Source organism: Haloplanus salinarum, assembly GCF_009762275.1.
In the GTDB taxonomy this organism is placed as follows: Archaea; Halobacteriota; Halobacteria; order Halobacteriales; family Haloferacaceae; genus Haloplanus; species Haloplanus salinarum.
In genome coordinates, this window is the sequence record NZ_CP034345.1 from 949,794 (window position 1) to 967,421 (window position 17,628).

General features: G+C 71.0%; 16 protein-coding genes and 1 pseudogene. 6 read left to right on the plus strand and 11 right to left on the minus strand.

Features of this window, described 5'->3' with window-relative positions; translation table 11 throughout:
* Position 1: 1 nt before the first annotated feature.
* Both EI982_RS06115 and EI982_RS06120 read left to right on the plus strand, forming a co-directional pair.
* Positions 2 to 1,673, plus strand: a pseudogene (locus EI982_RS06115) (ammonium transporter).
* A 51-nt stretch (positions 1,674 to 1,724) separates the two neighbouring features.
* Positions 1,725 to 2,465 carry a hypothetical protein gene (locus EI982_RS06120; RefSeq protein WP_157688643.1) on the plus strand — a complete coding sequence of 247 codons (741 nt, stop codon included), beginning with the start codon at positions 1,725 to 1,727 and terminating at the stop codon, positions 2,463 to 2,465.
* Positions 2,466 to 2,530: 65 nt separating this feature from the next.
* Here the strand turns inward: EI982_RS06120 and EI982_RS06125 are convergent, their stop codons facing one another.
* The 7 genes from EI982_RS06125 to EI982_RS06155 form a co-directional block, all read right to left on the minus strand.
* Positions 2,531 to 3,589, minus strand: a complete 1,059-nt coding sequence (locus EI982_RS06125; RefSeq protein WP_157688644.1) for a methionine synthase — start codon at positions 3,587 to 3,589, stop codon at positions 2,531 to 2,533.
* A complete protein-coding gene (locus tag EI982_RS06130) occupies positions 3,586 to 4,575 on the minus strand; it encodes a 5-methyltetrahydropteroyltriglutamate--homocysteine methyltransferase (RefSeq protein ID WP_157688645.1) in 990 nt (329 codons plus the stop codon). Before EI982_RS06130 ends, EI982_RS06125 begins: the two co-directional genes overlap by 4 nt.
* Positions 4,576 to 4,634: 59 nt before the next feature.
* Positions 4,635 to 5,231: a HemK2/MTQ2 family protein methyltransferase gene (locus EI982_RS06135; protein WP_157688646.1), complete on the minus strand. Its 597-nt coding sequence runs from the start codon at positions 5,229 to 5,231 to the stop codon at positions 4,635 to 4,637.
* Positions 5,228 to 6,349 carry a mechanosensitive ion channel family protein gene (locus tag EI982_RS06140; protein ID WP_157688647.1) on the minus strand — a complete coding sequence of 374 codons (1,122 nt, stop codon included), beginning with the start codon at positions 6,347 to 6,349 and terminating at the stop codon, positions 5,228 to 5,230. Before EI982_RS06140 ends, EI982_RS06135 begins: the two co-directional genes overlap by 4 nt.
* Positions 6,342 to 7,190 (minus strand): 16S ribosomal RNA methyltransferase A, encoded by an 849-nt coding sequence (locus EI982_RS06145; RefSeq protein WP_157688648.1) that lies wholly within the window; start codon positions 7,188 to 7,190, stop codon positions 6,342 to 6,344. Before EI982_RS06145 ends, EI982_RS06140 begins: the two co-directional genes overlap by 8 nt.
* Positions 7,191 to 7,257: 67 nt before the next feature.
* A complete protein-coding gene (locus EI982_RS06150; protein ID WP_157688649.1) occupies positions 7,258 to 7,878 on the minus strand; it encodes a DUF655 domain-containing protein in 621 nt (206 codons plus the stop codon).
* Between the two features lie 55 nt (positions 7,879 to 7,933).
* On the minus strand, positions 7,934 to 8,827 hold the full coding sequence (locus EI982_RS06155) for a hypothetical protein (protein WP_157688650.1): 894 nt from the start codon (positions 8,825 to 8,827) through the stop codon (positions 7,934 to 7,936).
* A gap of 99 nt (positions 8,828 to 8,926) precedes the next feature.
* Between EI982_RS06155 and mvaD the strand changes: the two genes are divergently transcribed.
* Entirely contained in the window at positions 8,927 to 9,895 is a 969-nt protein-coding gene (gene mvaD, locus EI982_RS06160) for a phosphomevalonate decarboxylase MvaD (RefSeq protein ID WP_157688651.1), read from the plus strand.
* On the opposite strand, the gene EI982_RS06165 is transcribed toward mvaD, so the two are convergent.
* Positions 9,892 to 10,422 (minus strand): hypothetical protein, encoded by a 531-nt coding sequence (locus EI982_RS06165; RefSeq protein ID WP_157688652.1) that lies wholly within the window; start codon positions 10,420 to 10,422, stop codon positions 9,892 to 9,894. The genes mvaD and EI982_RS06165 overlap by 4 nt on opposite strands.
* A gap of 98 nt (positions 10,423 to 10,520) precedes the next feature.
* Here EI982_RS06165 and EI982_RS06170 point away from each other — a divergent pair, with 98 nt between their 5' ends.
* On the plus strand, positions 10,521 to 11,669 hold the full coding sequence (locus EI982_RS06170; protein ID WP_157688653.1) for an NAD(P)/FAD-dependent oxidoreductase: 1,149 nt from the start codon (positions 10,521 to 10,523) through the stop codon (positions 11,667 to 11,669).
* 54 nt (positions 11,670 to 11,723) lie between these two features.
* On the opposite strand, the gene EI982_RS06175 is transcribed toward EI982_RS06170, so the two are convergent.
* Complete coding sequence (locus tag EI982_RS06175; protein WP_157688654.1) at positions 11,724 to 12,536, minus strand: BtpA/SgcQ family protein; 813 nt, start codon at positions 12,534 to 12,536, stop codon at positions 11,724 to 11,726.
* Positions 12,537 to 12,636: 100 nt separating this feature from the next.
* On the opposite strand from EI982_RS06175, the gene EI982_RS06180 reads away from it, so the two are divergent.
* Both EI982_RS06180 and EI982_RS06185 read left to right on the plus strand, forming a co-directional pair.
* Positions 12,637 to 13,236 carry a response regulator gene (locus EI982_RS06180; RefSeq protein WP_157688655.1) on the plus strand — a complete coding sequence of 200 codons (600 nt, stop codon included), beginning with the start codon at positions 12,637 to 12,639 and terminating at the stop codon, positions 13,234 to 13,236.
* Positions 13,229 to 13,891, plus strand: a complete 663-nt coding sequence (locus EI982_RS06185) for an RAD55 family ATPase (RefSeq protein WP_157688656.1) — start codon at positions 13,229 to 13,231, stop codon at positions 13,889 to 13,891. The genes EI982_RS06180 and EI982_RS06185 overlap by 8 nt, the downstream gene beginning before the upstream one ends.
* Here EI982_RS06185 and EI982_RS06190 read toward each other — a convergent pair.
* A complete protein-coding gene (locus EI982_RS06190) occupies positions 13,885 to 15,570 on the minus strand; it encodes a hydantoinase B/oxoprolinase family protein (protein WP_157688657.1) in 1,686 nt (561 codons plus the stop codon). The genes EI982_RS06185 and EI982_RS06190 overlap by 7 nt on opposite strands.
* The gene (locus EI982_RS06195; RefSeq protein WP_157688658.1) at positions 15,567 to 17,600 is read right to left on the minus strand and encodes a hydantoinase/oxoprolinase family protein; all 2,034 of its coding nucleotides are present in this window, start codon (positions 17,598 to 17,600) and stop codon (positions 15,567 to 15,569) included. Before EI982_RS06195 ends, EI982_RS06190 begins: the two co-directional genes overlap by 4 nt.
* Positions 17,601 to 17,628: the final 28 nt, after the last annotated feature.

Sequence of the window (17,628 nt, forward strand, 5' to 3'; positions counted from 1 at the left end):
GATGTCGGTCATACTACAGGCCGATCCGGAGGTCATCGCCGAGGGGGTCAACCTTCTCTGGGTGATGGTCGCGACCTTCCTCGTGTTCTTCATGCACGCCGGCTTCGGCATGCTCGAATCGGGGCAGGTGCGCTCGAAGAACGTCGCCAACCAGTTGACGAAGAACGTCCTCACGTGGGGGATCGGCGTCCTCGCGTACTTCATCGTCGGCGTCGGCGTGTCCGCCATCGTCGCCGGGGTCACCTCCGGCGGCGGCTTCTCCGCGCCGTTCGCCCACTACGGTGCCGGCTCGACGGCGTGGGCGAGTATCCTCTTCGGTGCCGCGTTCTCGATGGTCGCGGCGTCCATCGTCTCGGGCGCCGTTGCCGAGCGCGCGCAACTCCGCGGCTACCTCGTGTTCACCGTCTTCGTCGGCGCGCTCATCTACCCGGTCGCGACGGGACTGACCTGGGGCGGTGGCTTCCTCGCCACCCTCGGCTTCCAGGACTTCGCCGGCGCGGCGGTCGTCCACATGACCGGCGGGGTCTGTGGCCTGGTCGCCGCGTACATGGTCGGCCCGCGGGTGGACAAGTTCAACGACGACGGCTCCGCGAACGTCATCCCCGGCCACTCGCTGCCCTACGCGATCCTCGGGACGCTCATCCTGGCTTTCGGCTGGTACGGGTTCAACGTCGGGACCGCCGTCAACGTCTTCCAAGTCACCGACGCCGGCGAACTCGCCCTCGCCGACTACGCGTACGCCGGCCGCGTCGCGATCAACACCGCGCTGGTCATGGGGACCGGCAGTATCGGTGCCGCGGCGGTCAGCGTCCTCCGGAGCGGCAAGGTCGACAGCCTCATGACGGCCAACGGGCTGCTGGCGGGGCTCGTCAGCGTCTGTTCCATCGCGGCCGTGGCGAGCTGGCAGGCGACGCTCGTCGTGGGCTTCCTCGCCGGCGTGCAGGTCGTCCTCGTCTTCGACCTGCTGGAGAAGTTCGGCATCGACGACGTCTGTGCCGTCTTCCCGGTCCACGGCTCCGCCGGCGCGCTGAGTGCGCTCGCGTATCCCTTCGTCGACACCACGTCGGCGTTCTCGGTTTCCCAGCTCGGCGTGCAGGTCGCCGGCATCGTCGTCCTCGCGCTCTGGGCGGGAGTGATCACCTTCGTCATCTACGGCCTGCTGAAGGCCCTGGGCTGGGCGCGGGTGAGCGACGAACACGAACGCGAGGGGCTCGACTCCTCGGAGCACGGCATCGTGACCTACCCCGAGTTCGGCGACAACTCGGTCGGCACCGCGCCGGGACGGACGCCCGAAACGGCGACCGACGGCAGTGGGGTCTCCGACGATGACTGAGGTCGAGATGGTGATCGCCTACATCCGTCCCGACAAACTCGGGGCGGTGAAACAGGCGGTCGCCGAGGCCGGTGCGCCCTCGATCACCGTCTCGAACGTCTCCGGCCGCGGCTCCCAGCCCGCGAAGAAAGGCCAGTGGCGTGGCGAGGAGTACTCCGTCGACCTCCTCCAGAAGACCAAAGTCGAGTGTGTGGTCGCCGACGTGGACGGCTCGGACGTCGCCCACGCGATCCGCGACGCGGCACACACCGGCGAACCCGGCGACGGCAAGATCTTCATCCTGCCTGTCGAGGACGCCATTCAGGTCCGCACCGGCAAGGAGGGCAACGAGGCGGTCTGACACCGTCCGCGACGCCCGCATCGCCCCACGACCACACTCCTCACCGTACCCGTGCCCACCGACGAGCCACCATCGACCCCACCCGCACGACGCCCCGTCCGAGCCGCCGGCATCGTCCTCGGAATCGCCCTCCTGGCTGCGCCGGCGGCCGCTCACGGGACCCCCTCGTCTACCGGCGTCGGACTGGCTTTTCCCGTCGCCGTCGGCGCCTCCGTCGGGGCGAGTCTGCTCGGCGGCGGTCTAGTCCTCGTCGTCGCCGGCCGCCGCCCCGTCCGTGCGGTCGTCCCCCTCCTCCTGCTCGTCCTCGGTGGCCTCTCCGCGACCCTCGCCCTCGACGGCGGCCCGTTCGCCGTCCTCGCGGTCGGTGTCGGCGCCACGCTCGTCGCCACGACACGGGGGAACGCCCTCACGGACTGTGGCGCCTGCGCGGACGCGACGCTGGGCGCGGTGACGCTCCACCGCGGCCTCGAAGGCGTCGTCCTCGCTACCGTCTACGCCGCCGACGCGACGCTCGGACTGATCGGGGCGGCCGTGTTCGCGATCCACGCCGCGGCCGAGACGGCCGCCGTCGGCACGCTGTACGCCGACGTGAACCGCCCGTGGACGCTCGCCGCGATCCTGCTCGTCCAGGTGGGGTTCCTGGTCGGCGTCGCCGCCGGCTGGCGCGTGGTGGGGAGCGTCCCGCCGGTCGCCGAGGTGGGCGTCCTGGGGTTCGTGGGCGGCGTTCTCATCGCCGTCGGTGCTAGGGAGGCGTACCGCCGTCACACGGTGTCGGTGCCGACGCCCGCGTGATCCGCGGGGAGATTCCGGTGCGGCGGTCGTCCCGACGGGCCGACGGTGGAGAGTCGAGAACGCGACTAGTCCGCGCTGACTTCCGGGCCGAGATCGATTTCGCCGGCGTCGAGTTCGGCTTCGATCTCCCGCGTGGCCGTGACCATGTTCTCGATCTTTTGGTACGCGACCTCGCGGGGGAGGAGCTTCACGCCGCAGTCGGGGCTGACGGTGAGGCGCTCGGGGGGAACGATCTTGAACCCCTGCTTGATGTTCTCCTTGATCTCCTCGACGGTCTCGACCTCCGTGGTGTGAACGTCGACGACACCGAGCGCGAGGTCGGTCGTGAACTCGGGGTCGGTGAACACGTCGATCTGTTCGTAGTCGCCGTTACAGAGTTCGAGGTCGAACTCGTCGATGGGATACTCCAGCAGTTCGGGGTAGATCCGCGAGTAGTCGCCATAACAGACGTGGAGGCCGATACGCACCTCGTCGGGGACGCCGGCGACGATGCGTTCCAGACACTCGCCGACGATGGCGTGGTCGTCGGGCGTCGTCGCCAGTGCCGGTTCGTCGATCTGGATGTAGCGCGCGCCGGCGTCGACCAGCGCCTCGATCTCCTCGTTGACGAGGTCCGCCAGCGCGTAGGAGAGTTCGGCGTCGTCGTCGTAGGCCTCGTTGAACGACCAGGACGCGAGCGTGTAGGGGCCGGTGATCGGCACCTTCACCGGCTTGGAGGCGGCCGATCGGGTGAACTCGAACTCGTCGACCAGCCACGACTCCGCGTACTCGACGTCGTCGACGACGGAGGGCTTGTCGAAGTAGTTGTGGCCCCACACCTTCACGGGACCGTTGAACTCGTAGCCCTCGATGCGGTCCGCGAAGAACTCGACCATCTCGTTGCGGCGCATCTCGCCGTCGGAGACGGTGTCGAGGCCCGCCCGTTCGTGTTCGTCGACGATGACGCGACAGGCGTCGTCGTGGGCCTCGTGGAGGTGGTCCTCGTCGAACTTCGAGTCGGGGTCGTCCGCGAGGTCGGCCACCCGGTTGAGCCACTTCGGCTTGGGGTAGCTGCCGACGATGGAGGTGAGCAGGAAGTGGTCGGTGGGGTGGTCGTCGGGACGGAACTGCTCGCGGTTGTTCATGCGTCCACCTCCGCGAGCGCGGCGGCGTCACCGAGCGCTTCGAGTTTGGCCTCGAACTTGTTCACCGGCAGGTAGAACAGCTCCGTGTTCGAGGTGAGGTAGGCCCGCTCGAAGTCGGTGTGGGTTCGCTCGTCGACCCACTCGACCCGGTCGCGGACCGTCTCGGGCGATTCGACCAGCGTGTTCTGCCCGTCGACCAGCCCCATCGCGATCCGATCTTTCGTGCCGTACTCGTTGATGTTGTAGAGCGACGCGTCGGCGTCGGCGACGAAGTCGAAGCCGATGGCGTCCACGTCGGCGTCCATGAGGTGTGCGTAGGTCTTCTCCGGCACGGCGCCCCAGTAGGTGTGGACGACCACGTCGGCGTCCGTCGCCGCGGCCACGCGGTCGATGGCCTCGCTCGCGTGGGCCTGCCGGTCGTCGTCCGGCGGCGCCTCGACCAGCGACGGCTCCAGCAGGAACAGCGTCTCGTGGGCGGGGAAGGCGTCCACCTCGCCCGCGAGGAGATCGGCGACGGCATCGAGGAAGTCGGCCGCGTCGCCGTAGTGGTCGTCGGTGGCGAGGTCGGCGAGGGAGTACGGGCCCGGGAGAACCGCCTGCAGGTCGCCCTCCGCCTCGACCGCGCCGAGTTCGGCCGCCACGTCGCCCGAGGGGACGAGTTCGTCACGCACCTGCGGGTCGCGGTAGAAGTTGTTGTTGTCGTAGTAGCGGACGATCCCGCCGGTCTCGACGGCGTCGTTGATCGTCAGCGGGTGGGCGAGCATGTCGTCCCAGCGAAGCTGTCCCTCGACGACGCGGTCGAGACCCGCGTCGACCTGCGTCTCGACGACCTCAGCCCGCGCGCGGTCGTAGGCGTCGACGATTTCCGGCCCCTCGTCGCCGCCGATGAGGTCGCCCTTCTGGTGACCCTTCAGCTCGGCAAGTTCGTCTTTCGCCCAGTCGGGCAACGGATACAGTCCGGGTGTCGTGGCGACCAGTTCGGTCATCACGACCGACTAGGTCATGCTGTCGCTTAATATTTGCTAAACCAAAATATGTCCTATGGTTATTCGAAGTCCAGACGGAGGATCGACAGCGTCTCGAACGGGTAGGACTCCTGGCGGACCGTCGTCGTGGCGAAGCCGTTTCGTTCGGCGCGGTCGACGACGGCCTCGAACCCGGTGAGGCTGCTGACCAGGAGGAGTACGATCCCGTCGGGCCGGAGGACGCGGCCGACGGTGTCGAGGAACGGATCGATGACGGCCCGCCCCGACTCGCCGCCGGAGAGGGCACGCTCCATCCAGTCGTCCCACTCGTTGTCGGGGTCGGTGGGCAGGTACGGCGGGTTGAAAGCGACGGTGTCGAGGCTGTCGGTCCGGAACGGAGCGACGAGGTCGGCGCGGACGGCGGGGACCCCTCGGTCGCGTACCTCCCGGCACGCGGCGGGGTTGGGGTCGCTGGCGATCACCGTCGCCGTCGTCTCGGTCGCGATCCGTTCGGCGACCCAACCCGATCCCGTCCCCACTTCGAGCGTCCGACCGCGAGCGTGCTCGACGGCCGCCTCGGCGAGCAGGCGGGAGTCCTCCGCCGGCTGGTACACCGCCCGCTCCGCCCCTCGGCGGTCCGCCAGGTCCGCGAGGGTGTCCGAGCCGTCGTCGGTCATTCCGCCGTCCCGTCGCCCGGACCGCCGTCGGGGGTCGGCGCCGGCGTCTCTCGCCCCTCGGCGACGGCGAATCCGCCCTCCTCGGTGCGACCCATGAGCTCCCGCTGCGGGAACGGGATCTTGATCCCCTCGGCCGCGTAGGCGTCGGTGACCGCCTCGATGACGGCCGTGCGCGCGCGCCACATCCGCCGGGCGCTGGGGTTGTCGATCCACACCCGGACCCCGAGGACGACGGCGGAGTCGCCGAACCGCTTGCCGACCACCTGCGGCGTCGGCACGTTGAGGACCTGATCGAGTTCCGTGACCGCCTCGCGGGCCACCTCGGCAGCGTGCTCCGGATCGGCGTCGTAGTCGACGCCGACCTCCACCTCGATGCGGAGCCGCCCCTTGCGCGTCCGATTGATGATCGGCTGGCCGCTCACCTCGTCGTTCGGGAGCATCACGTACTCCCCGTCGAAGGTCTGGATGCGCGTGGTGACGATGGTGATCTCGGTGACGATGCCCTCGCGGTCGCCGATCTGGACCCAGTCGCCGATCTCGAACGGCCGGGAGAACATGAGGACGAACCCGGCGAGCATCGCCCCGAGGGTCTGTCGGGCGGCCATCCCGACGACGATACCGAGGAAGCCGGCCCCGACCAGCAGGCTCCCGAGGTCACGAGTGAACAACCCGACGACGACGAGTATCGCCAGCGTGTAGAGCGTGACCTGTGTCAGCCGGTAGATGATCTCGCGTTGGTGTTCGCTGATGCTCGACCGGGTGCCCGTGAACTCGCCGATGATCCGCCCCACGAGATCCGTCAGCGCGTAGGTCGTCGCCAGGATCACCACGGCCAGCAGCATCCGACCGGCGAGGTCCTGGAGCCCCAGGTTCCGGTAGGACCGCGCGAGCGGACCGACCAGTTCCCAGAGGTCGACCAGAACGAGGATCCCGCCGCCGGTCACGGCCGCCAGCACCACCGACAGCAGGAGTTCGGTTCGTCGCCCGGAACTCCAGCCGTCGCGGCGCCGCCAGCGGTTGATGCCGTACCGCGCGCCGAGGACGACGACGACCACCAGCGCCGTCACGAGCAGGCGGGTGAAAAGCGACGACTCGACGGACGCCAGCGCGTCAATCATCGTCGTCACCCCGCCCCACGTCGGCGGCGAGCGTCGCGAGCGCCGCGAACTCGTCGGGGGTCACGTCCCCCGCCCGGCGCGACATGAGCGATTCGTCGGCGGCCGCGACCACCGCGTCCGGGTCCGCGAGCCCGGAGATGTGGGCGGTGTTGCGGACGGCGTTTCGAAGCGTCTTCCGACGCTGCGTGAAAAGCGCCTTCACGAACCGCAGGAAGAACGCCTCGTCGTCGACCGCGTAGTCCGGGTCCCGCGGCGTCGTCCGAACGATCGCACTCTCGACCGCCGGCGGCGGCGAGAACGCCGTCGGCGGTACTGGCTCGACCACCTCGATGTCGGCGTAGTGGCCCGCGCTCACCGACAGGCGGCCGTACTCGTCGGAGCCGGATGCGGCGGCCATGCGCTCGGCGAACTCCCGCTGGAACATGAGCACGGTGGGGATCCCGAGCGGCAGGAGGCGGAACGCGATCTCGCTGGAGACGCCGTACGGCAGGTTCGAGACGCTCGCGGTGGCGTCCGGGAGCGTCACGTCGAGGGCGTCGCCGTGGACGACCGTCAGCCGACCCGCGTCGATCTCGGCGTCGAACTCCCGGCGGAGGAACTCGGCGAGCGCCGGATCGCGCTCGATCGTCGTCACGCGGTCACAGGTCGCCAGCAGGCGGTCGGTGAGCGCGCCCGTGCCGCCGCCGATCTCGAGGACGTGACTTCGGTCGACGTCCGCCGGAAGGTGCGTCGGCAACCGGTCCAGCACGCGCTCGTCCACGAGGAAGTGCTGATCACGGTCGGGGTTGCCGGACACCCCGGCGCGTTCGAGCAGCCGGTCCGGATCGCGCGACGCTGTCATCGTCCCCGATAGCACACCGACTCGGGTAAGTTTCCCGTTTCCGGCGGCGGCCGACGGGACCGACCCCTCACTCGGCCGCGTCGCCAACGAACGTCCGGTACTTGAGGTCCTCGTCCCGGAGTTCCTCCAAGATGCGGTCGACGAGGACGCCCTTCGGGTCGTGGAGGCCGGCGATCCGCTCCTCTAGGTCCTCGAAGCTCTCGAAGGGCGCGCGCTTGCGCTCGTCGAGCACGTCGTTGCGGAGCTTCTTCCCGATGCCGGGCAGGAGGTTGAGCTGGTGCAGTCGGAGCGTGATCGGCTGAGCGTCGTTGTAGAAGTCGACGAACCGCCGCTCGTGGCGCTCGACGACCTCCTCGACGACGTACTCCAGTTCCGAGTGCGCAGCGTTCGAGAGGTCGTCGTAGTCCACCTCCCGGAGGCGCTGGACGGCCGTCCGCTCCTCGGCGGGGTCGATCACGATCCGGTCGCCGATTCCCACGTCCGTGTCGTCTTCGAGCGTGAGTTCGAGCAGTCGGAACGTCGACTCCTCGAGGGCATACGCCAGCGGCGATTTCTTGTACTGGGGGCGGTCGTCACCCGGCCGTCCGTGGGGCAGGTAATCGAGGACCACCGCGTAGGTCCGCTCCGCCTCCTCCGCGGTATCGGCACCGTCGTCGGCGCCGGCCTCTCCGCTCTCGGAGGTAGTCATACTCCCACTGTACGGCGACCGGATATTTAAACCGTGGGCCGGGCCGCCCCGTCGGCTACCCGAAGTCGTCGCCGAAGTCGGTCGCCCGGAGTTCGCCGGCGATCCGCGTCTCGAAGCGGCGTTCGACTCGCTCCCACGACGGCGACGCCCGGCTGGCGGCGTACTGCAACACGCCGATTGGGAACCGGTAGGCCTCGTAGTCGACGGAGATTCCGGCCGCGTAGTCGCCCGGTACCGACCGCTCGACCACCGTGTAGTTGCCCCGTTCGTCGGCCGCCCGCGCGGCCGCCTCGCGGTCCACGTCCTCGAGTCGGTCGACGAGCGGGTCGGCCGTCGCCGACGACGCGAGCGTCCCGACGACGTCGGCGTCGGCGACGCTCGTGACGATCCAAAACCGCTCCCCGACAGCGGCCGCGTAGCCGCCGTAGGTGAGGTAGGTGTCGCTGCCGTCGGCGTCCGCTTCGGTCCAGCCGTCGGCCGTCATCCCCTCGACGGTCGTCTCGACGTCGTAGACGCCCCGGCCGAGGGTCACGTTCGGCAGCGTCGCCGGCTGGACGTGGACGAGTTCGAACGCGTCCGAGTCGGCGTACGCCGGCGGCCCCGAGCCGAGCCACCCCTGTCTGAGTCGCCGTCCGACCGTGTCGTCGTCCACGTTCGCGAGGAGAGGCGCCGCGTCGAGATACCGCGCCCAGACGTAGGCTGCGTCGTCCATCTCGGGGTGGGTGGGCGTCCGCGCCAGCATCGCCTCGAACCCGAGGGCCTCGTCGGCCGGCGCCCGTGGCGTCGGCGTGGGTGTCGGTGTCGGTGTCGGCGTCCCGGTCGCGGTCGGGCGCGGCGTTCCCGTCGTTTCGCCGTCGTCATCGTCGCCGTCGCTGGAACAGCCCGCGAGCGCGAACGCGCCGGCGACCCCCGCGGTCCGGAGGAGTCGCCGTCGAGAGAGGCGCGGCATACCCCTCACTCGGCCCGGCGGCTCTTATACTTGCCCCGGACGGGGGTCGGAGCCGGCCGTTTCGGGACGTTTATCCGCCAGTCCGACGCCCCTTCGAACATGAAGGCGACCGCCACGGCCCACCCCATCCAGGGGCTCGTGAAGTACCACGGGATGCGCGACCCCGAACTCCGACTCCCGTATCACGACAGCATCAGCGTCTGTACGGCGCCCAGTCGGACCACCACCACCGTCGAGTTCGGCGCGACCGACGAGGACGTGTACGTCGTCGACGGCGACCCCGTCGAGGGGCGGGGCGCCGAGCGAATCGACGCCGTCGTCGATCACGTCCGCGAGCGCGCGGGTATCGACGCACCCGTCCGCCTGGAGAGCGAGAACTCCTTCCAGTCGAACGTCGGCTTCGGCTCCTCCTCCTCGGGCTTTGCCGCGGCCGCGATGGCGCTCGCCGAGGCGGCCGACCTCGACCTCACGCGGCCGGAGATATCGACCATCGCCCGCCGCGGGTCCTCGTCGGCCGCCCGCGCCGTCACCGGCGCCTTCTCCCACCTCCGGACGGGTCTCAACGACGCCGACTGCCGCTCCGAGCGCATCGAGACCGACCTCGAAGACGAGTTGCGGATCGTCGCCGCGCTCGTTCCCTCCTACAAGGAGACCGAACAGGCCCACGAGGAGGCCGCCGACAGCCACATGTTCCAGGCGCGGCTGGCTCACATCCACGAACAGCTGGCCGAGATGCGCGACGCACTCCGGAGCGGCGACTTCGACCGCGCGTTCGAACTCGCCGAACACGACTCCCTGTCGCTGGCGGCGACGACGATGACCGGACCCGCGGGGTGGGTGTACTGGCAGCCCCGGACGGTCGCGGTGTTCAACACGGTCCGTGCGCTCCGTGACGAGGGCGTCCCCGTCTACTTCTCGACGGACACGGGCGCGAGCGTCTACGTCAACACCACCGCCGATCACGTCGACCGCGTGGTCTCGGCCGTCGCCGACTGCGGCGTCGAAACCGAAGTGTGGGAGGTGGGTGGTCCAGCGGAGATCCGCCCGGCGTCCGACGCCCTCTTCTAACCTTCGACCCACTCGCGCCGGTGGTCGTACTCGTGGTCCACGTCACCGCGGAGCCACAGGATCGCCGTCGACCGGTTGGGTTTGGCCTCGCCCGGCTGACTCGGGTCGCGCGAGCGGTAGTTCAACTCCACTTCCGCGCCCCCGGGGTACTCCTTGGCGACGTTGACCGTGTGATACGCCCGGTCGAACCGATCGACCGTGGGGTCGACCCGGTCGAACCCGTCGGGGACGGCCTCGACGGTGAGCGGGCGGCCCGCGTCGGCGGCGGCCCGAATCCCATCGAGGAGCGCGCTGAAGTCCGCGACGGCGTCGCTCGGGCCGGCCATCGGCAGGTCGCTCCGCGCCGCGAACTCGTGGGCGGCGGCGAGTCCCCGCGGACGCAGACTCGTGCCGTCGAGCAGTCCCGCCTCGCGAGCCTCCCGGAGCGCACGCGTCCCCGCGGGCAGTTGTGCGTTCAGGACGCGCCGCAGCTCGGTCCGGTCGTTGATCGAGTGTGCCGTCCAACAGACGAACCCTTCGACGCCCATCCGTTCGGGCGTCGGCGCGCTCGCACTTATATGGGACGGCCGAAAGCCGCCACCCCCCCCGGGCGACCCTTCTTTGCCGTGTGGGTCAACGGGGAGGTATGCGCGTCGTCGTCCTCGGTGCCGGTTACGCCGGCCTGACACTCGCCCGTCGCCTCGAATCCCGACTCCCCGAGGCGGTCGACCTCGTCGTCGTCGACGAGTCCGACACCCACCTCGTCCAGCACGAACTCCACCGGGTCGTCCGCCGTCCGTCGGTGGCCGACGCCATCACCGTCCCCCTCGACGACGCCCTCTCGCGGGCGACGGTTCGCACCGCGAGCGTCGAGCGCGTCGACCGGGAGGCGCGCCGCGTCCACCTGGACGACGGCGCCCTCGACTACGACTACGCGGCGGTCTGTCTCGGCGCCGAGACGGCCTTCTACGACCTCCCCGGCGTCCACGAGCACGGGCTCCCGCTGAAGCGGCTGGCACACGCCCGTCGCCTCCGCGAGGACTTCCTCGACACCTGCGACGCCGGGGGGCGGGCGGTCGTCGGCGGCGCCGGCCTCTCGGGCGTCCAGGTGGCGGGCGAACTCGCGGCGCTCGCCGACGAACGCGACGCCGCCGTCGAGGTGACCGTCCTCGAACGGCTGGACTCGGTGGCGCCGGCCTTCCCGGAGGCGTTTCGGTCGGCCGTCCGCGACGCCCTCGACGACGCGGGCGTGGCCGTCGAGACCGGCGCCCGGGTGACCGAAGCGAGCGCCGACGCGGTGGAAGTGGACGGTCGGAGCGTCCCCTACGACACGTTCGTCTGGACCGGGGGCATCCGCGGCCCGGCGGCGCTCGGCGGCGACCGCCCGGTCGTGCGCGGCGACCTCAGACTCGATTCCCACGCCTTCGCCGTCGGCGACGCCGCGAAGGTCGTCGACGCCGACGGCGAGGCCGTCCCCGCGAGCGCCGCGGCGGCCATCCGCGAGGCGGAGACGGTCGCCACCAACCTCGACCGCCTGGTCCGTGCCGACCTCGGCCTCGGCGACCCCCGCGACGACGGCTTCGACCCTCGACTGGAGCCGTTCCGGTTCGACGCCCCCGGCTGGATCGCCTCCGTCGGCGACGACGCCGTCGCCACGGTCGGGCCGAAGGTGTTCCGCGGCGCCGCCGCGCGGGCGATGAAGGCCACCGTCGGCGCCGGCCACCTCTCTTCGATCGGCGCGGTCACCCGGGCCGCGGAACTCGCCCGGGAAGAGCTCGCCTATAGTAGCGATTGAAACTGTTTGCACAGCCGACCGTACGCAGTACTGCGATCGGCTGTGTAATGACTTTCAATCGCTACTATAGTCGGCCGCCTCGACGAGGGCCCGGACCCGCGACGGATCGACCGGGGCGGTCGTCTCGCCGTCCCGTTTCAGCGCCGTCCCGACGATCACCCCGTCGGCGACGTCGAGGAGGTCGCCGACCGTCCCCGCGGTGACGCCGCTCCCGACGTACAGCGGGACGTCGTGGGCGCCACACCGCTCGGCGACCGCTTCGAGGCGGGCGCGGTCGACGCCCTCGCCCGTCCGGGGACCGCTCGCGATCACGCCGTCCGCACGCCCGCGCTCGACCAGGTCGTCGACGTCGTCACCCGTGGTGGTCCGCCCGTCGGCGGCCGTCGTCCCGCCCAGTGGCGCCGAGTGTTTCACCGCCGTGTCCGCGAGGATCGACACGTCGGTATCGAGGCGGTCGCGCAGGCGGAGCGTCTCGTGGGCCCGCCCCTCGATCACGCCCTGGTCGGCGACGCGCGCACCGGTGTGGACGTTGACGCGGACGAAGTCGGCGCCGGCGGCGGCCGCGGCCGACAGCGCCGCCGTCGCGTCGTTGCGGAGGACGTTCACCCCGACCGGGCGGTCGACCGTCCGGACGACGAGTCGGGTCAGATCGGTCATCGACGCGACGACGTGCCGGGGGACGGTCTCCGGATAGAATGGGGCGTCCCCGAAGTTCTCGACGAGGAGGGCGTCGACGCCGCCCTCGGCGAGCGCTCGCGCGTCGGCGCGCACGCGGTCGCGGGTCGCCGCGCGGTCGCCGTCGAACCCGGGCGACCCCGGGAGGGGTGGTAGGTGGACCATGCCGACGATGCGTGGGAGGTCGGTCATCACTGACGAGTGCGTGCCCGGAGGGCCAAAACCCTCCGCCCCGCCCCATCGACAGGGGGGTTTAATTGTCGCCATCACGGACTAGCGATAGACCGCGAGAATGACCACGACCGAGGGGGGAACGGTGCTCATCGTCGACGACGACAGGGAAGTCGTCCGCACGTACCGCCGGTATCTGGAGACGTCGTACGACGTCCGCGAGGCGTACGACGGCGAGGACGCGCTGGCGAAACTCGACGAGTCGGTGGACGTGGTGCTCCTGGACCGCCTGATGCCCGGCGTCTCCGGTGGGGAGGTGCTCGACCGCATCCGCGAGCGTGACCTAGGGGTTCGGGTTGCGATGGTGACGGCCGTCGACCCCGACTTCGACATCCTCGAGATGGGGTTCGATGCCTACATCACCAAGCCGACGAGTCACGACGAGCTCCGATCGACCATCGACGAACTGCTCTCCCTGAACCGACACGCCGAGGACGTCAGGGAGTATCACTCGCTGCTCGCGAAACGCGCGGCGCTGCGCGAGGGGAAGTCGACGTACGAACTCGAGCGGAGCGAGGCGTTCGCGGACCTGGAGGAGCGGATCGAATCGCTGCGGTGCACGCTCGAAGCCGAGGCCGAGAGCTACACCGACGACGTGCGCTTCGTCGCCACGCTCCGGGCCATCGACGACGAGGCGGTCGGGGGTGATGCCGATGGCTGAAGGCGACGCCCAGTCCGAGGGCTACCCGCTGTGTGACGTCCTGCCGCTCGACGTCGACGCCCTCGACCCCGGAATGAACGTACTGGTCTCCGGGCCGGCGATGTCGGGCAAGCGCGACCTGGTGTTCGACCTGCTCGCGCCCTCGGAACCGACCGACCCCATCGTCGTGATGACGACCGACGACCCGGCGCCGCGCATCCACGCGGAGTTCGAGGACCGGGGCGTTCGGATCGCCCCCGAGACGTTCCGCGTCGTCGACGCCTCGGGTGCCCCCGGCGACGACGACCCCACGGTCCACCGGGTCAACTCCCCGGCCGACCTCACCGGCATGGGCGTCGCGTTTACCGAGGCCGTCGAGGAGGTCGACTCGCCGCCCCGTCTCCGCCTGGGCTTCGTCTCCATCTCGACGCTCCTCCAGTACGTCGACGCCGAGCGCGCGTTCTCCTTTCTCCACGTCCTCTCCCGACGGACGAGCGCCGCCGGCTACCTCGGCGTCTACAGCCTCGATCCCACGACCCACGAGGACCGCTTCGTCAACGTCGTCACCTCCATCTTCGACGCCGCGATCGAACTCCGTGAGGAGGACGGCACCCGCGAGATCCGGGTGCGCGGCCTGCCCGGCGTGGCCGCCGAGTGGACCGAGTTCCCCTACTGACCGTCGGGGTCGATCCCGTACATTTCGCGGGCCCGCGACGCCGACAGCTTCCCCAGACGCAGGTCGCGGTACACGGCGTCCGGGTCGCGGTCCGCCGGGTCGCCGTACCCGCCGCCGCCCGGCGTCCGGATCCGGACCACGTCGCCGGCATCGAGGTCGTGAGTCGACTTGCCCGGGATGGGGCCGGATTCGCCGTCCCGGTCGAGTCGGTCCTCGCCGGCGGCGCCGGCGTCGCCGCCGGCGATCCCGTACGGCCGGTGGCGCCGCCGGTCGGCGAGCAGGCTGAAGGCCACGTCGTCGGTCAGCACCTCGATGTCGCGCCGGAGGCCGAGGCCGCCGCGGAACTCGCCGGCCCCTCCCGAATCCGGGCGGTACGCGTAGCGGCACACCCGGAGCGGGTAGACGGTCTCCAGCACCTCCGCGGGCGTGTTGAGCGTGTTGCTCATGTGGGCGTGAACGCCGTCCATGCCGTCGGCGCCCGCCCGGCCGCCGTAGCCGCCGCCGATGGTCTCGTAGAACGCGAAGGGTTCGCCCGCCCGGTCCGTACCGCCGAAGGTGACGCTGTTCATCGTCCCCTGGGCGGCGGCGACGGAGCGCTCCGGCGCCTCGGTCCCGAACGCCCCGAGCAGGGTGTCGGTCACGCGCTGTGAGACCTCCAGGTTCCCGCCGACGACGGCCGCGGGCGGCCGCGCGTCGACGATCGACCCCTCGGGCGTCCGGATGTCGATGGGGCGGTACGTCCCCGCGTTCGGCGGCACGTCGGGGTCGGTGACACAGCGTACGGCGTAGTACGTCGCCGACGCCGTCACCGCGAGGGGGGCGTTGATCGCGCCCGCGACCTGGTCGCTCGTCCCCGCGAAGTCGACGACGAGTTCGTCGCCGTCGACGGTCACCGCCACGGCAATCCGGAGGTCCTCGTGGCCCTGTCCGTCGTCGTCGAGGTGGTCCTCGAACGCGACGGTGCCGTCCGGGAGGGCGTCGATCTCCGCGCGCATCCGGCGCTCGGCGTAGGCCTTGATCTCCGTCGTCGCCGCGCGGACGGTGTCGAGGCCGTGACGCTCGACCACCTCGCGGACCCGCTCGACGGCCGTCCGGTTGGCCGCCCGCTGGGCGCGGAAGTCGCCCCGCCGCTCGTCGGGCGTCCGGACGTTCGTCAGGAGGAGGTCGAAGACGTCCTCGACGGGGTCGCCGCCCTCGTAGAGCTTCACGGGCGGGACGCGGAGTCCCTCCTGGTAGATCTCGGTCGAGTCGGCAGCGACGCTGCCGGCCCGTCCCCCGCCCACGTCGGCGTGGTGGGCGCGGTTGGCCGCGACGGCCACCAGTTCGTCGTCGACGAAGACCGGCGTCACGAGCGTCATGTCGGGGAGGTGGGCGCCGCCGTGGAAGGGGTCGTTCAGGAGGACGGCGTCGCCATCTTCCAGTTCCGCGGGCGGGAACGCCTCGATGGCCGCCGCCACCGAGTACGGCATCGCACCCAGGTGGACCGGGATGTTCTCGGCCTGACTGATCATCTCGGCACCCTCCTCGGTCAGGTCGAACAGCGCACACGAGCAGTCGCGGCGGTCCTTGATGTTCGGCGAGTAGCTCGTCCGGACGAGCGTCGCGTTCATCTCCTCGGCGACGGCGACACAGGCGTTGCGGAGGACCTCCAGCGTGACCGGATCGACCTCCCCGCTCATGGCTCGATCACCACGTTCCCCATGTCGTCGACGCTCGCCGCCGCCCCCGGCGGGACGACGACGGTACTCTCCGTGCCCTCGATCACCGCCGGGCCGTCGAGTTCGGCGCCCGGCCCGAGCGCCCCGCGGTCGTAGACCGGCGTGTCGTGGCGCTCGCCGTCGAACGAGGCGGTCCGCGTCGTCCGCGGAGCGGGCGTGCCGGCCACCTCGTCGGCCATCGCGAGTGCGGGTGGGTCGACGACGCCCCGCGAGCGCAGGCGCAGGGTGACGAGTTCGACCGGTTCCCCGGGAGAGGCGTGGCCGTACCGGCGCTCGTGGCGCTCGTGGAAGCGGTCCGCGACGGCCGCGAGCGCGTCGTCGTCGAGAGGGCCGTCCGGGAGCGGCACCCGGAGGTCGAAGGACTGTCCGCGGTACCGCAGGTCGACGGCGCGCTCGAACCGCCGGCGCTCCGGCGGGTAGCCCTCGTCGGCGAGGTGGTCCCGGCGCTCCGCGATCAGCGACTCGAAGCGCTCGGTCAGGTTCGCGGGGTCGACCTCGCTCCACGGCCGGACCGCCGAGACGCCGTCCTCGTAGACCACGTCGCTGATGAGGAGGCCGAGCGCGGAGAGGACGCCGGCCGACCGGGGGACCACGACCCGCGGGACGTCGAGTTCCGCGGCGAGTTCCGCGGCGTGGAGCGGACCGGCGCCGCCGTAGGCGACGAGGGAGAAGTCGCGAGGGTCGTGGCCGCGTTCGACGGAGACGACCCGCAGCGCCCGCTCCATGTTCGCGTTGGCGACGTCGAGGATCCCCTGTGCGGCCGCGGTGACGCTCAGATCGAGCGGATCGGCGACCCGTTCCCGGACCGCCTCGCGGACGGTCGCCTCGTCGGCGCTCTCCTCGAAGAAGGCGCCGGGGTCGATCCGGCCGAGCAACAGGTGGGCGTCGGTGACCGTCGGTTCGGTTCCGCCACGGCCGTAACAGATCGGCCCGGGGTCGGCGCCGGCCGACCGGGGGCCGACGCGCAGGCTCCCACCCTCGTCGACCCACGCGACCGACCCCCCGCCCGCGCCGATAGTGTGGACGTCGACCATCGGGACGTTGACCGGATACTCGCCGACGGTGCCCTCCGTCGAGACGACGGGGTCGCCGTCCCGGACCAGCGACACGTCACACGAGGTCCCTCCCATGTCCATCGTGAGGACGTCCTCGAACCCGGCGACGCCCGCGACGTGGGCGGCGCCGCGGACGCCGGCGGCCGGGCCGGAGAGGAGCGTGTTCACCGGACGCTCCCGCGCGGCGGCCGCCGAGGCGACGCCGCCGTTCGACTGCATCACCTGCATCGCCGCGGGGACGCCGGCCGAGGCGATGCCGTCCTCCAAGCGCCCCAGATAGCGGTTCATCACCGGCTTGAGCGCGGCGTTGATCGTCGTCGCCAGCGTGCGCTCGTACTCCCGAATCTCGGGCAACACGTCGCTCGACAGCGAGAGTTCGGCGTCGACGCCCGCCTCGCGCAGGAGCGTCGCCATCCGCCGCTCGTGGGCGTCGTCCTCGAAGGCAAACAGGAAGGCGACGGCGACGCTCTCGACGTCGGCGTCGGCGACGGCGCGGGCCACCTCGCGGGCGGCGTCCGTATCGAGGGGTTCGACCACCTCGCCCCGGTGGTCGAGGCGTTCGGGCACCTCGAACCGCCGGTCGCGGTCCACGACCGGCGACGGCTTCTCGGCGCCCAGGTCGTAGAGGTCGGGGCGGGTCTGGCGCCCGATCTCGACCGCGTCGCGGAACCCCTCGGTCGTCACCAGCGCCGTCTCGGCCCACTCGCGTTCGAGGAGGGCGTTCGTGGCGACGGTCGTCCCGTGGGCGAAAAAGTCGACCGCGGCGGGATCGAGGTCGGCCGCCTCGCCGGCGGCGTCCACCCCGTCGAGGACGCCCCGGTCCGGGGCGTCGGGCGTCGACGGCACCTTCAGCGTCGCGAGTCCGTCGGCGTCGGCGACGACCACGTCGGTGAAGGTGCCGCCGACGTCGACCCCGACACGTGTGTCGGTTTCCATACCGGTGGCAGGGAAGGGGGGCTCATAA

Excerpts from the sequence above, each read along its gene's own strand:
- EI982_RS06135 (WP_157688646.1), bottom strand. The coding sequence starts at position 5,231 with ATGACCGACGACGGCTCGGACACCCTCGCGGACCTGGCGGACCGCCGA.
- EI982_RS06195 (WP_157688658.1), bottom strand. The coding sequence starts at position 17,600 with ATGGAAACCGACACACGTGTCGGGGTCGACGTCGGCGGCACCTTCACC.
- EI982_RS06155 (WP_157688650.1), bottom strand. The coding sequence starts at position 8,827 with ATGCCGCGCCTCTCTCGACGGCGACTCCTCCGGACCGCGGGGGTCGCC.
- EI982_RS06130 (WP_157688645.1), bottom strand. The coding sequence starts at position 4,575 with ATGACCGAACTGGTCGCCACGACACCCGGACTGTATCCGTTGCCCGAC.
- mvaD (WP_157688651.1), top strand. The coding sequence starts at position 8,927 with ATGAAGGCGACCGCCACGGCCCACCCCATCCAGGGGCTCGTGAAGTAC.
- EI982_RS06175 (WP_157688654.1), bottom strand. The coding sequence starts at position 12,536 with ATGACCGACCTCCCACGCATCGTCGGCATGGTCCACCTACCACCCCTC.
- EI982_RS06185 (WP_157688656.1), top strand. The coding sequence starts at position 13,229 with ATGGCTGAAGGCGACGCCCAGTCCGAGGGCTACCCGCTGTGTGACGTC.
- EI982_RS06180 (WP_157688655.1), top strand. The coding sequence starts at position 12,637 with ATGACCACGACCGAGGGGGGAACGGTGCTCATCGTCGACGACGACAGG.
- EI982_RS06125 (WP_157688644.1), bottom strand. The coding sequence starts at position 3,589 with ATGAACAACCGCGAGCAGTTCCGTCCCGACGACCACCCCACCGACCAC.
- EI982_RS06145 (WP_157688648.1), bottom strand. The coding sequence starts at position 7,190 with ATGACAGCGTCGCGCGATCCGGACCGGCTGCTCGAACGCGCCGGGGTG.
- EI982_RS06170 (WP_157688653.1), top strand. The coding sequence starts at position 10,521 with ATGCGCGTCGTCGTCCTCGGTGCCGGTTACGCCGGCCTGACACTCGCC.
- EI982_RS06150 (WP_157688649.1), bottom strand. The coding sequence starts at position 7,878 with ATGACTACCTCCGAGAGCGGAGAGGCCGGCGCCGACGACGGTGCCGAT.
- EI982_RS06165 (WP_157688652.1), bottom strand. The coding sequence starts at position 10,422 with ATGGGCGTCGAAGGGTTCGTCTGTTGGACGGCACACTCGATCAACGAC.
- EI982_RS06140 (WP_157688647.1), bottom strand. The coding sequence starts at position 6,349 with ATGATTGACGCGCTGGCGTCCGTCGAGTCGTCGCTTTTCACCCGCCTG.
- EI982_RS06190 (WP_157688657.1), bottom strand. The coding sequence starts at position 15,570 with ATGAGCGGGGAGGTCGATCCGGTCACGCTGGAGGTCCTCCGCAACGCC.